General features: G+C 37.1%; 28 protein-coding genes. 5 read left to right on the forward strand and 23 right to left on the reverse strand.

All coding sequences use genetic code 11. From position 1 onward, the window contains the following. Positions 1–82 precede the first annotated feature (82 nt). The 18 genes from HMPREF3090_RS03465 to HMPREF3090_RS03530 form a co-directional block, all read right to left on the reverse strand. Entirely contained in the window at positions 83–697 is a 615-nt protein-coding gene (locus HMPREF3090_RS03465) for a hypothetical protein (RefSeq protein WP_067976454.1), read from the reverse strand. Positions 698–854: 157 nt separating this feature from the next. After that, positions 855–1,271: a DUF1492 domain-containing protein gene (locus tag HMPREF3090_RS03470; protein ID WP_067976457.1), complete on the reverse strand. Its 417-nt coding sequence runs from the start codon at positions 1,269–1,271 to the stop codon at positions 855–857. Positions 1,272–1,349: 78 nt separating this feature from the next. Beyond that, on the reverse strand, positions 1,350–1,502 hold the full coding sequence (locus HMPREF3090_RS09810) for a hypothetical protein (protein WP_158444696.1): 153 nt from the start codon (positions 1,500–1,502) through the stop codon (positions 1,350–1,352). Further along, a complete protein-coding gene (locus HMPREF3090_RS03475; protein WP_067971340.1) occupies positions 1,487–1,888 on the reverse strand; it encodes a hypothetical protein in 402 nt (133 codons plus the stop codon). Before HMPREF3090_RS03475 ends, HMPREF3090_RS09810 begins: the two co-directional genes overlap by 16 nt. A 2-nt stretch (positions 1,889–1,890) precedes the next feature. Continuing rightward, positions 1,891–2,334 carry a dUTP diphosphatase gene (gene dut / locus HMPREF3090_RS03480; protein WP_067971341.1) on the reverse strand — a complete coding sequence of 148 codons (444 nt, stop codon included), beginning with the start codon at positions 2,332–2,334 and terminating at the stop codon, positions 1,891–1,893. Beyond that, complete coding sequence (locus HMPREF3090_RS09815; protein ID WP_158444698.1) at positions 2,335–2,475, reverse strand: hypothetical protein; 141 nt, start codon at positions 2,473–2,475, stop codon at positions 2,335–2,337. Further along, positions 2,472–2,807 carry a hypothetical protein gene (locus HMPREF3090_RS03485; RefSeq protein ID WP_067971346.1) on the reverse strand — a complete coding sequence of 112 codons (336 nt, stop codon included), beginning with the start codon at positions 2,805–2,807 and terminating at the stop codon, positions 2,472–2,474. Before HMPREF3090_RS03485 ends, HMPREF3090_RS09815 begins: the two co-directional genes overlap by 4 nt. Next, complete coding sequence (locus tag HMPREF3090_RS03490; protein ID WP_067971348.1) at positions 2,804–3,334, reverse strand: hypothetical protein; 531 nt, start codon at positions 3,332–3,334, stop codon at positions 2,804–2,806. The genes HMPREF3090_RS03485 and HMPREF3090_RS03490 overlap by 4 nt, the downstream gene beginning before the upstream one ends. A 278-nt stretch (positions 3,335–3,612) precedes the next feature. Then, positions 3,613–4,038, reverse strand: a complete 426-nt coding sequence (gene ssb, locus HMPREF3090_RS03495) for a single-stranded DNA-binding protein (RefSeq protein ID WP_067971357.1) — start codon at positions 4,036–4,038, stop codon at positions 3,613–3,615. Between the two features lie 125 nt (positions 4,039–4,163). After that, positions 4,164–4,415, reverse strand: coding sequence for a hypothetical protein (locus HMPREF3090_RS03500; RefSeq protein WP_067971359.1), 252 nt, complete (start codon positions 4,413–4,415; stop codon positions 4,164–4,166). Then, positions 4,412–4,636: a RusA family crossover junction endodeoxyribonuclease gene (locus tag HMPREF3090_RS10055; protein ID WP_083272376.1), complete on the reverse strand. Its 225-nt coding sequence runs from the start codon at positions 4,634–4,636 to the stop codon at positions 4,412–4,414. Before HMPREF3090_RS10055 ends, HMPREF3090_RS03500 begins: the two co-directional genes overlap by 4 nt. Further along, a complete protein-coding gene (locus HMPREF3090_RS10060; RefSeq protein WP_067971362.1) occupies positions 4,587–4,865 on the reverse strand; it encodes a RusA family crossover junction endodeoxyribonuclease in 279 nt (92 codons plus the stop codon). Before HMPREF3090_RS10060 ends, HMPREF3090_RS10055 begins: the two co-directional genes overlap by 50 nt. Further along, positions 4,858–5,097, reverse strand: a complete 240-nt coding sequence (locus HMPREF3090_RS03510; RefSeq protein ID WP_067971368.1) for a hypothetical protein — start codon at positions 5,095–5,097, stop codon at positions 4,858–4,860. The genes HMPREF3090_RS10060 and HMPREF3090_RS03510 overlap by 8 nt, the downstream gene beginning before the upstream one ends. Before the next feature lie 10 nt (positions 5,098–5,107). Then, positions 5,108–5,926 (reverse strand): ATP-binding protein, encoded by an 819-nt coding sequence (locus HMPREF3090_RS03515; RefSeq protein WP_067971370.1) that lies wholly within the window; start codon positions 5,924–5,926, stop codon positions 5,108–5,110. Beyond that, on the reverse strand, positions 5,907–6,710 hold the full coding sequence (locus tag HMPREF3090_RS03520; protein ID WP_070485940.1) for a phage replisome organizer N-terminal domain-containing protein: 804 nt from the start codon (positions 6,708–6,710) through the stop codon (positions 5,907–5,909). Before HMPREF3090_RS03520 ends, HMPREF3090_RS03515 begins: the two co-directional genes overlap by 20 nt. Positions 6,711–6,979: 269 nt before the next feature. Next, positions 6,980–7,150: a hypothetical protein gene (locus HMPREF3090_RS09820; protein ID WP_158444701.1), complete on the reverse strand. Its 171-nt coding sequence runs from the start codon at positions 7,148–7,150 to the stop codon at positions 6,980–6,982. A 78-nt stretch (positions 7,151–7,228) separates the two neighbouring features. Beyond that, the gene (locus tag HMPREF3090_RS09825; RefSeq protein ID WP_158444703.1) at positions 7,229–7,402 is read right to left on the reverse strand and encodes a hypothetical protein; all 174 of its coding nucleotides are present in this window, start codon (positions 7,400–7,402) and stop codon (positions 7,229–7,231) included. 56 nt (positions 7,403–7,458) lie between these two features. Beyond that, a complete protein-coding gene (locus HMPREF3090_RS03530) occupies positions 7,459–7,686 on the reverse strand; it encodes a helix-turn-helix domain-containing protein (RefSeq protein WP_168140250.1) in 228 nt (75 codons plus the stop codon). 64 nt (positions 7,687–7,750) lie between these two features. On the opposite strand from HMPREF3090_RS03530, the gene HMPREF3090_RS03535 reads away from it, so the two are divergent. Beyond that, complete coding sequence (locus HMPREF3090_RS03535) at positions 7,751–7,957, forward strand: hypothetical protein (RefSeq protein WP_067971387.1); 207 nt, start codon at positions 7,751–7,753, stop codon at positions 7,955–7,957. Between the two features lie 6 nt (positions 7,958–7,963). On the opposite strand, the gene HMPREF3090_RS03540 is transcribed toward HMPREF3090_RS03535, so the two are convergent. The 3 genes from HMPREF3090_RS03540 to HMPREF3090_RS03550 form a co-directional block, all read right to left on the reverse strand. After that, positions 7,964–8,152, reverse strand: a complete 189-nt coding sequence (locus HMPREF3090_RS03540; protein WP_067971389.1) for a hypothetical protein — start codon at positions 8,150–8,152, stop codon at positions 7,964–7,966. A gap of 179 nt (positions 8,153–8,331) precedes the next feature. Beyond that, a complete protein-coding gene (locus HMPREF3090_RS03545; protein WP_067971392.1) occupies positions 8,332–8,523 on the reverse strand; it encodes a helix-turn-helix domain-containing protein in 192 nt (63 codons plus the stop codon). Positions 8,524–8,554: 31 nt separating this feature from the next. After that, positions 8,555–8,755, reverse strand: coding sequence for a helix-turn-helix domain-containing protein (locus tag HMPREF3090_RS03550; RefSeq protein WP_070485942.1), 201 nt, complete (start codon positions 8,753–8,755; stop codon positions 8,555–8,557). 173 nt (positions 8,756–8,928) lie between these two features. Between HMPREF3090_RS03550 and HMPREF3090_RS03555 the strand changes: the two genes are divergently transcribed. Next, on the forward strand, positions 8,929–9,429 hold the full coding sequence (locus HMPREF3090_RS03555) for a hypothetical protein (RefSeq protein ID WP_067971398.1): 501 nt from the start codon (positions 8,929–8,931) through the stop codon (positions 9,427–9,429). A 176-nt stretch (positions 9,430–9,605) separates the two neighbouring features. Here HMPREF3090_RS03555 and HMPREF3090_RS03560 read toward each other — a convergent pair whose 3' ends face one another. Continuing rightward, a complete protein-coding gene (locus HMPREF3090_RS03560; protein WP_070485944.1) occupies positions 9,606–10,148 on the reverse strand; it encodes an ORF6C domain-containing protein in 543 nt (180 codons plus the stop codon). Continuing rightward, entirely contained in the window at positions 10,141–11,016 is an 876-nt protein-coding gene (locus HMPREF3090_RS03565) for a DUF3102 domain-containing protein (RefSeq protein WP_067971404.1), read from the reverse strand. The genes HMPREF3090_RS03560 and HMPREF3090_RS03565 overlap by 8 nt, the downstream gene beginning before the upstream one ends. A gap of 290 nt (positions 11,017–11,306) precedes the next feature. Here HMPREF3090_RS03565 and HMPREF3090_RS03570 point away from each other — a divergent pair, with 290 nt between their 5' ends. Genes HMPREF3090_RS03570 through HMPREF3090_RS03580 form a run of 3 tightly spaced genes read left to right on the forward strand, consistent with a single transcriptional unit; the run spans position 11,307 to position 13,270 of the window. After that, positions 11,307–11,621, forward strand: coding sequence for a helix-turn-helix domain-containing protein (locus HMPREF3090_RS03570; protein WP_067971409.1), 315 nt, complete (start codon positions 11,307–11,309; stop codon positions 11,619–11,621). A gap of 9 nt (positions 11,622–11,630) precedes the next feature. Continuing rightward, entirely contained in the window at positions 11,631–12,035 is a 405-nt protein-coding gene (locus tag HMPREF3090_RS03575; protein ID WP_067971411.1) for an ImmA/IrrE family metallo-endopeptidase, read from the forward strand. Positions 12,036–12,088: 53 nt separating this feature from the next. Next, a complete protein-coding gene (locus tag HMPREF3090_RS03580) occupies positions 12,089–13,270 on the forward strand; it encodes an exonuclease domain-containing protein (protein ID WP_067971414.1) in 1,182 nt (393 codons plus the stop codon). Positions 13,271–13,294: the final 24 nt, after the last annotated feature.

The following is a 13,294-nucleotide window of genomic DNA, read 5'->3' on the forward strand; positions in this document are numbered from 1 at the left end:
AAATAAAAAGCCGTCTGAATAGACGACTTAAGATAAAATAAATTTGAAACGCTAATTACAAATAAGAAATTCGTACCAATATTTATTTGTCATTTTTCACTATATTTATAGAAGATGCTTCCTCAACTTTATTCAAGGAATACACCATCGCGCCAAAAAGCAAAGGGAATAAAATCGCTGTAATGAAAAATATAGTAATAAAGCTAAAAAATGTTTCACTTAATTTATTTAAAGAACAAGATTTATAGACATATTCTTCATAAGCAAAAGTTGATATTTGTATAGATATCAAGAGTGAAAGAAGTATTATTTTTAGTTTTATTAGATTTTTCTCAAGCAAACCATCATCTGTAGTTGCTTTTACTTTAACCGAAAATGTTTTTACAGTATTTATATTTAGAAAAACTGTTAACAAAGCTATAAGCAATGTTAACTCTTTATTCTGTACAACTATCATTGCTACTAAGAAAAATAACATCGTTGGCCAGGCAACTGAAAAATATTCTGAGTTATTTTTAACAAAAATGTAGAGCCCTCTAATTACTATATATACACCTACAGCGTAGAATACTAAGCTTTGCCACAAAGGAGCGGTTGCATCAATCACTAGAAGTGTTATCAATAAAAAAGAAACTCCAAAAAAAATTAATGCATAGCTGTAATATTCCCTACACTTACTAGAGTTCTGTTTTTCCATATTCTGATCTCCTTATTTTTTAGTATAACTATAACAAAATCCACCCCGCCTGGCGAGGTGGAAAATAAAATAAGGAGGATACATCTTGATAGTTGGCCGCTCTGCCTAACTATCACGCTATCATAATACCAGGCTTTAGTGTGACATGTAATGACATTTAGTGACATTTAGTGACCTCTTTAGCTCTAAGCTGCTGCAATGCTTGACCATGTAGCCTGAGTGTATGGCGATAGGTCCAGTGGTTATTCACAGCAACTTCCTCCCAAGTCTTACGATTCAGATAATAGTCAATCAATACGTTTCGATATCGACTATCGTCTAAGGTGTTGATTAGTTGAAACAAGTCAATCTTTAGATCTACTAGTTCATCTATCTTTTGATCAATCTCTTCCTGTAACGATGCTAACCTGGTGTACTTCTCGTCTACATGATTTCTATGACTCGCTTGGACTCTTTCAGATGAATAGTCTGTTGCTGCTAGCAAGGTATCATAGATAGTCTTACGACTACGGTCTAAGGTTGAAATCTCTTCATCAATCTTTCTGCATCTTCTCAATTTATCTTTAATTTCCAAATATAATCACCTCAACTTCTCACATACTTTGACCGAAACACTCAAGGAAAAACTAGGTGTCTAACGCTCGAAAGCCCACTACTTGGTGGGCTTTTTTTGAGCTTCAAATGCTTCAATCGTTTCTTTTGCACGGTCCAGGGCTCTTGATTGGCCCCAAATCAGAAGTTCACTTTTAAGGTGTAACGCCTTTTCGTAGTCTTCTCTGGTGACTTCTTTTAGTTGTCTTTCCATAAATTAAGTCCCTTTTCTTTGGAAATAGTGATTCGCATTCGACTCACTCGGTTAATCATTCGTTCCAGCTTACTGATTCGTTCTTCAGCTACCAGAGGGTCTTTTGGAATTCGGTCATTAAAAAGCTTGTATCCAAGATTTTTAGGTATTTTAGCCAATTTAATAGCTTCACCCTTTGAAATATGCATCTTTTTCAGCTTTTCATTAATGACTTTCATCCGCTCCCGGAACATGCCTTCAGTTGTCAGCGGCACCCCTGCATCTCTTTTCATAATAAGCTCATAACCACGACCTGTTTCTACTAGGATCGTATTCTCATAAGCTTTTATAAATGTCCCGGTGATGATTCCAAGCTCTGATCTAGCACATAATCCTGTAATTTCCATGTCTAACCACCTGTACTTCCAAATCCATCTGCCCCACGTTCTCCAGGGGGCAATTCATCCACCAGCTCATCAAGGCCGTCAAAGATAGGGACTACAATCATTTGGGCAATCTTGTTTCCCTCCTTAATTCGATAGATGTCGGCAAACTGTGGATCTAATTCCGCCATGATGCCCACTTCACCCCGGTAATGTGAATCTATAACACCAGTCTTAACTCGCAAAGCTGTTCGACTGGACAAACCGCTTCGTCCAAATACCAAGCCCACATAACCTTCTGGAATGGCCATGGCGATACCTGTGCCAATCGTCTCTTGAATGTGAGGTGACAGTGCGAACGTGTCATATGCAAACAAGTCATAGCCAGCGTCTGTAGGGTGCGCTTTAGTCGGCACCTCTGCTCCCTTACCTACTCGTTTGAAATATAGTTTCGGTTTATTCTTTGTCATCTAATACAACCTTTCTTCACAATCGCCTAATGCCGTTTCTAAAATGTCTTGTAAGACACGTAATTCATCTTCGCTAAGCTCATCAAAATCTAGATTATCCACCAATAGATTTGCTAATTTTAAAATTTTTGGATTCATCATTCCCATACCTCTTCGTTTACACGTTTTATTTCTTCATCACACTGGTATAGTGCATCATCAAAATAATTTCTAAGACTGCTCAATTCCTCATAGCTTAATTGTTCATAATCAATAGATTCTATAACATTCATAAATCTATTTATATCCTTACTAAGCATCTCTCTGATCTCTTTATCTATTTTCTCTCTTCTATCCATTTCCTTTTTGGCTTTTTGATAAATAGAACCACAAGTTTCTATTAACCCGATTAATTTCACGTCATCTTCTTCTTCGTAACAAAATTTGTCTAAATCAAATAATCCATCTTCATAAATATAAATCTTCAATTTCATTCACCCCCGAAAATATACTTCTTAATATTGACCTCACCTACACTCTCAATTGCTTCATTAGCTTCCTCCATGGATGCAAAATAGATAGTGTTTAACGTTGGCCCACTGAACACTCTAATGCTCACTAAAACTTTACCCAATCCAGGCTTTATCGTGACAGCATGTTTTTTCCCCCACTCAAATCCTTTCATACTCGCTTCTGATAAGCGCTTCAAAGCTGTTTCGACTTTGCGGCGTTCAGCTTCAAATTTCCCTTCTTCTTCAGTAGATAAAACATTTCCTTGTGCCCATCTTTCATCTTCAAAAGCGTGCCCCTCTGCAATGCTCCATGTTACCTTGCCATTTCCATCAATATAATAATAACGTTCACATGATTTCAGAGGTATTGCCAATGGGTCAACCTCCTCCGCCTCATACTCATAATTTTCAATCTTATCTTTTAAAACTATCAATTGCGATTCGTACGAATCATTTAACATTTGCATTTCTAATATTTTATCTTTTAATTGACTTTCTAACTCACTCATTACTTTTCTCCTCCTTCAATCACTTCACCAAAATATTCACGTTTTCCATCAATTTCCACCATCCAGATCTGTAAGTACCTTACCCGGTCTGCATCATCACCTAGAGGCTGTACAGACACTTTCCGAGGGGTACTTTAAATTTTCGGAGGTCCAGGATGTGAATTTTGGTATAGCTTTGTTCCGACATTCCAAGCAACAAACAATAAATTAACTGCACATAGTACTAGCAAGCACCTAAACAAAAACTTTTCAATTGTTTCCATGGGTGATTTTCCTTTCTAAAATGGCAAATCATCATCAGCAACATTCACATTACTCGAAGCCCCAGCTATAGCGAATGGATCTTGTTGCTGGCCAGTGCCTTGTGGTTGTTCTCCAGGTGTTGACTTGGGTTCCAGCAAGCTAAAATGGTTCACTAGCACTTCTGTTACATAGACACGTTGGCCCTGCTGGTTCTCATAGTTACGTGTTTGGATCGTCCCTTCAACTCCAATAAGAGACCCTTTCCGAGCATATTTAGCAAGATTTTCAGCTGCTTTACGCCAAATCACACATGAAATAAAATCCGCTTCAATTTCGCCTTGTGCGTTACGAAAATTACGATTACAAGCAAGAATGAAATTAGCTGCTGCTATACCGCTTTGTGTATAACGTAAATCGACTTCTTTTGTGAGTCTCCCAACTAAAACAACGTTATTAATCATCTGTAGTTCCTTTCACTTTATCCGGATGCCCACTGGAGAGGGGCTAATCATTGACAGTAAACGAGCACATATAGAATAGATTTTTGAGGTATTAGCCCCTCTCCAGCAGGCACCCGGTTCATCAGTTACATGTTTTCAATATCGACTTGGATTCGCTGCCACTCTAGTCGATAGCATAGATCACAGACAGCGTAGCCAAAGCCAACAGATGTATGAATCTCTTTAGAGCAATAACTCTCCCCATACAGCATACGTTGACCGCACTGGGCACAAACCACCCGGCGATTCATGTCATCTTCATAGACACTGCAACGGCCTTCCGGAAGCTCATAGGGTTCATACTCTTTTGTTACGATATTCCACTTTTCAGCTTTCATGGCATGCCCTTCCTCAGCTCTTCAATAAGCTTGGTATCTTCTTCTGACAGCTCAATAGCTTTAATACTCAAGACAATTCCAGGAGCAGGGGAATAGACCTTTAGAACTTTCAGTTGGCAGACCTGGCTATCATCTTCGAATAGAAGCCCATTTCCGGCGTCTAAGACTGCTTTAGTGTAATTTATCCAAGTCTGGCCTTGAAACCGGCCAGAGGTCCAAATTCAAAGCCTCAGCCACCTTTTTCTTTGTAAAGCTCTTTAACAACGGCCGGCCAATAATCAAATTGACAGATAGTGGCCCTTTAAAAGGCTGAATATTGAGCTCTCTAAAGTGCCGTTTTAGCTTTTCTTCATACTCCCTTGTCTTCTTAGGCGTGTAAGTCCTCCCTGTCCTTGTAAAGCGTGGGCGTCCTTTCGGCACACACTCCCCAGGAATGATCACTCTAAGCATAGGCACTCACTTTAGCCTTGAAGGTACAGACAGCTGGCATCAATTCAAGCCCTACACTGGGCAATGGCCCCAGATTATGGCCAAAAGTATCTAGCTCACTGATTAATAGACCTTTTCCAAATTCATCCACCCGGCAAATCGCTAGACCACCAAACTTTTTACAGTAGCGCAAGGCCTCATCTCTGCTGGTGAAGTGATGCCGCCAGCTTTCTCCATCAAAAATTTTATACATGGTATTCCTCCTAGTAATATGGCCGCTGATCTTCGGTCTCTTTGAAAACGATAGAGCTCTCCGCAGAACGCTTCATGATTCGGCTACTTGTTTTTGAATCGTAGTTATCTTTAATTTGTACACTGGTCAGATTCGTAGTGAAAATGGTGGATTTAGTTTGCCGGCCATTCATCACGGCGTATAAGAGTCTGACTACATAGTCAGTGGCTCCTTTACTGGTATCAATCGCTCCTAGCTCTGCACCCAAGTCATCAATCACCAGCAAGTCCACATCCGTCAGAAGATCGATAGTAGCCCCTTCATCCAGTCCACTACTGTCTTTTGAGAAGTATCCTGTCCGGATCTCCCGAACCACTTTATCCCAAGAGACAAACAGACACTTTTTATAGGGTCTGCTGTACTCATTGACAGATTTCAAGATACTCATAGCTAGGTGGCTTTTTCCTGCACCTGCATTACCGGTTAGGATGGTATTGAAAACTTCGCCATTTAGATACTTTTTTGCAATTTCAATCGCTTTAGCCTTATTTCTGTCCTGCTCAGGAAGTTTGGTCTGGTAAGTCTTAAAGCTTGCACTCTCCAACGTCTCATCATCAAAGATACTTTTGTCATGCAAGACTCTGGAGGTTTTAGACCGCTGATAGTCATCCCACACCTCTTTAAGGCGTTGCTGCTCTCTGCGATCCTTATCCTCTCGCTGACAGATTGGGCAAACAAAGCCAATACTTTCTGGACTATATTTTATTTTCTGTAAGTGGGTATCATGCTGGGGACACTTCTCACTTGAGGTGATGAGCATATCCCTGGCACTACCAGCCAAGCTTTTCATTAATTTCAGGCTCCCCTTTCTGCTTCTTCTCTTCGTTTCTACGGTATTCAACAGATGAAGCTTTAGCATCTTCAACTGTAGTGATTCCCTGTTTCGCTAAATTCTTCATGACTCCCATAGCATATTTAAAAGGATTCCTAGTCCCTATAGCTTGTTCAAATGCATATAGCATCAACTCATCACTAGTATCTTTTACCCAATGCTGGATGTCTTGAATCATTATTGGGCTGAGCATGCCATAATTTTCTTGATAGTAATCAATAGCAGATTGACCAACAACATCCAAGTTTTTCTCTGTATCTTGTTCTAGTTCTTTCTCTATATCTTTCTCTAGTTCTATCTCTATCTCTCCATCACCACCTCGTAACGGTCCCGTCACTTGATTGTCACATTGTGACGCTTCAAAGTGACGTTGTAACGTTTTCTTCTTTCGGAGCTTCCTCATTCTTCTTGCTGAATCGGTCTCAGACCCTATCATAGAGGCAATATTAGTTAACTCTACCTCATCCTCATCTTCAAAAATGATAAGGCCCTTGCTAATTAAGTAATTAAAAGTAATTTGAACATTATCAGAATCCTCATCGATTGAGAGAGCAATTTCTTCCACCATGTTTTCAGCGATACCGTCATAGTAGATACGCCCCTCATTTGACAAGCTGAGTAGCAGCATCTTGAGATAGATAATGGTGTAGGTATCCCCACCAGCAACCCTTCTTAACATTTTGATTTCCTTCTGTTCGAAGAAATCATCCTTTAGTTTTAGCCAAAAATATTTCTTTGCCATTAGCTCACCTCCTAATTAACTAGTTCATAGCTGGAAATGAATCCTATCAGTCCCTTTCTTCCCCGACAGTATTCACATTTATTACTCACAATAGGTTCAATATAAAACGTTTTACCTTTCCTGTCTGAGCAAATGGGAATGTGCTCGTACTCTCCAGTTTCTGTGGATCTCTCCCAGGTATCGTGCAATTGTGATTCATAAATACTCATGATATAATCTCCTTAGTATCTTTGTTTTGTCGACTAGTTGCCGCTAGTCGGCTTTTTTTATTATCTGTCATTCTTTCTTGCCTCCATTCTCCTATAGCAATCCCTAATCCCAAGCCTTAACTTAAGCGCTCTGAATAACATTTCAACTTCATCCATGTATTCCGGATAGCCATCTACCCACTTGTCCAAGGATATTTGAAGTTGCCTGTAGTAATAATTAATCTCGTCCATCGACTTCCTCCATTGCCTGGTCTAAGTAATACCAACCTTGCCAAAAGATGCTGACAATCGTCTTAATAAAATTTCTCATCATTTTTCCCTCCAATGATTTCCATCCTGTGGCTCAAAAATGCTTTTAAACCAGCCAGGTAGTGCTCCATACGTTTCTTTGTACAGCTCGAGTCCCAAGCCAACTACCGCTAGAACCGCCCCAGCAAACATTCCAGTAATTAAAAACATTCCTAAAGTGTCTAACCAATTCATTTGTCATCTCTCCTATTTCTTTATCGATATGCTTTCAAACACTGCTGGCTGGCAATTTATATTTTCTTTGAATTCATATACATATCGATATCTTTTCTGCTGTAATAAATTCTGCTCTTGCTTTCAGTAGGTACTTGTGTTTTCCTCAGACCATCCTTTATCCAAGCATCAATTGTCTTATTTCCCACATGGAATAAATCTCTTACCTCTTCTTGAGTTAGATAGGACTTTTGGTTAAGTACAGCTTGTTCCAGTAACACATGAATCTTCTTTAGCATTTCCATTAGTTGAGTCATTTTGTCACCTACTTTCTTTGCTATAATCTCCTTGTAGAAAGGAGGCTAAAATATGAATGACATTTATCAGGTGAAAACAATTAGAAACACATCAATGGTTAATAGTTTTTTAGAAAACGGATGGATACTTTTGCATATCGGTGATATATCTTCAGAAAAAGAACCTTTAACGTTAACCAAAGATATAGTTTTTGTTGTTGGAGCAACAAAAGAAATCTATGATCGTTATCCAGATATACCATCTGATCTTTCTTGGTAGTTACGTTTACCACTTCACCCTTTTCAGTTCTTCCAGCAGTTCTTTGTCAACTCGATAAAGGACTGCATTTTTTTCTATATAATTAAGTCCCTCTAAACTTTTCTTAATTTCCTTTACGTACTCTTTCAGATGATCAGGAAATTTATTTGCTTCTTCCATTCTTCTAATGGAATCATCAGCTAAAGAAATTTTCATTTGAATTGCCTTCTTTCTTGCTGCTCAATAATAGGCAAATAGCCATGCTTCTTCAATTCGTTATGTAAGAACAAGCACTTTTTTTGAGTCCGTTTGGTGTGTAATCTTGAATCAGCTCCACAACCAGAATCGTTCGTACTTCATTTCCATCAAAGTTAAATATTTGTAACTCATTTACTTTAATCACCTCCAATATTGAGAATCTTCTTGATCATTTCGACATGCTCTTGAGCTTTTGCTCCGGAACGCTTACCTCGCAAAATATCCGATAGATAAGGCGATGTAATCCCTAATTGGTCAGCCAACCACTTCTGGGTTTTTCCCACCTTTAACAAAGCAACACGGACATCTAAAGCTAATTCTTTGCTCATCTCTCTCACCTCCTCATGAGTAAATCTTTTGCTACTTACTTGTAAATGCATCTCTTAATTCATTAATATCAATCCCTAAACAATCCGCTAATTTAAAACCAGTAGCCAATGATGGGGTCGTTCGCGTCCCATTTAGATATGAATAAATATTCTGATTAGGGATACCTGTCTCTCTAGAAATCTCATAAGCATTCTTACCGCTTTGCTTTACTATTTTTTTGAATTTATTCATGTCTCCATCTCCTTTTACGTCCTATGCTACTTTTTAATGTTCCCACACTGTGTTGTATAAGACCGCTTAACGTGATAGAATAACTGCGACATTTTTTGAAAAAACGGCTTATGCCGAGCCTTTTTCTGCTAATACAAATCAAACCTATATATTATAAAAAAGGGGCTTAATCCATGAGTAAAATTTCAAAATTTAGAAGAATTGCAAGTACATTAGTGTTTGGCGTTCTGGCCTTGTTATCACTCGTTGTATCCCTTGACTTAATGATTAAACACGGAGAATATCTCTACAATACCAATGCTGATATCGGCTTAGTAACTTTTTTAAAAGGTTTCTCTGATGCATCATTTAAATCACTGGTATTTTGTATTTGTGTATCAACTTTCCCATTCTTAGTTATTTATCTTTTTTTCATTGAATTAAACCGACTTTACAAAAAAGTAAATTTGGCAGTAGTGCAAAATATTTTGGTTTACATGTCATTTACACTCTTTTTCATTCTCTTCTCATTATTTGTATTAACAGAATCTCAATTTTCATTTTTCACAGCTCTCATCGGATTTTTTGCCGTGCTGCTTCCGTTTTTCCTGAAACTCTTTAAATCCGAGATAGAACGATTCGATTATAAAAAGCACAATATTGGTGATGAAACCAATCACAATAAGATTGATTAAAATTCTTTCGAATGGAGAATCTAGGGTATATTGTCCAAAAAATATTTCTGCAAAGTTCAATTTCACACCTCCAAATCATATTGCTCAATTCCTTCCAGCAGTTCTTTGTCATATCGATAAAGGGCTGCTTTTATATATAATTAGGTCTCATAATCACGTTCGCTTCAAGTGCCTCTCTAATCCAAATGAAATAGTTTGTGCTGTTTTATTTTGTCTTCAAATTCCACATGGTCAATAGGGGCACCATCACGATGCGTGTACATATTAGGTATTAAACGATAGTAAGCTTTCGGGAAACTATAGATAGTGATTTCCTCCACTTTCCTCATAGCATTTTCAAATTCAATGTGTGGAATTAATGGATACCGTCTGACACCGAAATAATTCTTAAGTAAAATCCAAATGTAACTTCTTGTATGCCCCATCTTTTGTCTAAATAATTCATCGTCCAGCCCTTGATATTTAAAGAACGCTGCTGTCAAAGAGACCGCTTTTATATTGACGGCATTCGATAACTTATAAGTCTCTCCCTCTGTTAAAGTAATGTGTCTATCCAGGTCATTTTGACGCTCTTTGATCTCTTCTAATTGCTGACTAGTTTCTAAATGAATACGATCATACTTTTCAGCCATATTATTCATTTCTTGGTACAAATTCCCCATAGCTTCTGCGGTATCTTTTAGCTGCCTAATCTGCATAGCCATTATTTCGTTAGCCATCTATAATCTCTCCTTCCAATGTGACGTTTGTGATATGGTCTTCTAAGCGATCAGAAATTTTCCGTAAATTATCAATTATCTTTTTGATTGGTTTTTGGGCATAGTCATTAGCCAACACATTCTCGGTATCAATGAGATAACTTAACGGGGCCAATTCTTCGATTAGTTCATTCCCTTTTCTAACCAGGTCATAAACTTCCTTTTGGGCAGCAATTTGTTTTTGGCCTTTTGTCATCTGCCCTTGCATTTCTTGAATGGCTTGATTGAGTTTGTCGTACTCATCAGACTTTCGGTCAACCTCTTGACGTTTGGCCATCATCTCTTTAAGTTGCTGCTCCAACTGTCGATTGCGTTCTGACAATTGCTTAACATCTGATTTCAATCCATCATAGTCATCGGGTGTGACTTCCTTAGTTACTGTTTTTGTAATGACTGTAGGTGGTCTATCATTCAACTCATAGATTGTTTCAGATAAGGATTCAATTTCATTATCTTTTTCTTTGAGTGATTTCTTCAGCTCTCTAAGTTCTTTGACTGTCGAGGGGTTGCCCTCTTCTGCTAGGTCTAATTGAATTTGTTTTTCTTCTTCAGGTAACGTAGCAATCAAGTAGAGGGCCGTTGAACCTAAATTGGAGTACGTACTCGAATTTGGAATTTCATTAGCTACTTTCATGAATTGATTAGCGATTCTTTGGTTGATTCCGATTTTTCTAAGCCATTCCCCAAATTCCCCGTGGACCAGGTCATATTCCTTAACGTGATTCAATCGTCTCCCGATTTCCCAAATTGATTGACCTGCCTGCTCTTTATAGAACTGTATTTCTGTTTCTATTCGATTAATATCATCCGATAAAGTTAGTTTATTCATTTATTCACCTCCTTTTATTAAATAAGCTAATTAATTAGCTAATTACGTTGACTTAATCTATAAAATATTGTAGACTAAGGGCATAGTTAAACAAGCGTTATAAATCCTACTGTATCAACTAATTAGAGTTTGCTCCCCAGCTTTTCTAAATGCTTGATAGAGGTATTTTAATAATCGCTTTAGCTAAATAATTAGCTTATGCATATACTATATTAGTTTTTATTGTAGATGTCAACCTATTTTCTATTATTTTTTATAGATTATGTGCTTGAGCTGCAAGGATGATTGATATGACGGTATTTGACCGCATAAAAGAATTAGCGAATAAACAAGGAATACCAATAACCCTATTGGAAGAACAACTGAATTTAGGTAAAAACTCTTTATATGGATGGAAGAAAAGAAAACCATCATCTGAGAATTTAGAAAAAGTAGCAGATTATTTTAATGTATCGACTGACTACTTATTAAGTCGAACAGACAATCCAAAAGTCAATCATAATGACAATACAAAAATAGCCGCCCACATTGAGGACGACTTAACAGAAGATGAATTAGAGGAGGTTAAACAATTTATCGAATATATAAAATTTAAAAGTAAGTAGGTACTTGATATGGATAAGATGGAAAAATTAATGGCTGAATATGATGGTGAATTAGATTTTGTGTTTACAAAGCAAATGCCTGACAAATTGAGTGGCTTGCTGCATGACCATACAGTCTACATCAATTCCAACCAAACGAAAGAAAAAATGATTGCCACCATTGCTGAAGAAATTGGTCACTATGAAACAATGATTGACCACGATATCACTGATTACTCTAACCTTAATAACTGGAAGGAAGAACGTAAAGGCCGCATCTGGTCGTATCATAAAATCATCCCTAGTGATGAGCTTGAAGAATTTGTAAGTGATAAAGAACAAGTTTATAACTATGAGATAGCTGAGCAGTTCGAAGTCCCTGCTGATATAGTGGAGGAAGCTGTTTTAGTTTATCGGGTAAAAGGTATGTTATAAGCCAATAATTTTATTTAAATCAAGAAAATATCAGATAATAGATAGGAGCATTCATGAAAGAAATACTAGTAATAATAAAAACTTTGATAACTATTGTCATCTTATTTTTTACTGCAATTGGAACCTCTATTTTCTTTGATTATATGCGCGCTGGAGATTTTTTGGGTATTGTTTTCTCTTTAATATTTACATCTTTAACGATTGCAATCATTTATTTTGTGTGGAAATTTAATCCTTTTAATCAAAAGAAAACTGAAATTGTTGCAAAAGACAAAGATATCTCTACCGAATCCGAAAAAGATGATGTTATTAAACAAATAGACTCAGAAGATAAGATTCATACTGAAGAGCAGCATCACGAAATCAATTTTCCTACTGTCAGAAAAAACGAAACATTTAATTCTCCTTCTAAACCAGTCATCCAGTACACCATTGAAAATATTCCGAACGAATATATTAGCTTCGATATTGAAACTACAGGACTACGAACGACTGATGAAATTATTCAAATAGGAGCTGTTCACTTTCTTAACGGGAAAGAAATAAGTAGTTTTACAACATACGTTAACCCGTCTATTCCTATTTCAGATAAAATCACTAATCTTACTGGGATTACCAATCAGGATGTAGAAGATGCTCCTGATATCGATATGGCAGCTTCTCTTTTTATGAACTTTATAGGTGATCTACCTGTTGCAGGATATAACAGTAATACATTTGATATTCCTTTTTTAAGAAGAACCTCTGGTATTGATCTTAGCAAACGAAATCACTTCGATGTTTTTAAGTTTGTAACTAATTCTCCTCTAGAATTATCCGATAATAAATTGACAACCGTAAAATATTTTTATGGTATTGAAAATCAGGCTCACGATGCTCTAAATGATGCGAGAGCAACTGCTTTAATCGTTGAAAAGTTCAGAAAAAAGGACTTCACTGCTAATAAAAAATTATATGACAAAAATATTGATTTTGATGGTGCCGGATTCTGTATTACAGGAAAGATGAATTCAGGAAAAAAAGTTATAGAACAGCTAATTGAGGAACGTAACGGAATTGTTAAGAGCGGAATGTCTAAAAAAGTGAAATTCTTAATTGCTGGGCCACAAGTATCTGACCGAATCAAAGAAGATGGATTAAGTGGCAAAGAAAGAAAATTTAATGAGCTAATTGAAAAGGGTCACGATGCTCAAAAATTAACCGAAGAAGAATTCCTTGATAGTTTAAGCAATTGATGAATCATCAGATTCTGATTAATT

Source organism: Aerococcus sp. HMSC23C02 (assembly GCF_001806805.1).
Classification (GTDB): domain Bacteria; phylum Bacillota; class Bacilli; order Lactobacillales; family Aerococcaceae; genus Aerococcus; species Aerococcus sanguinicola.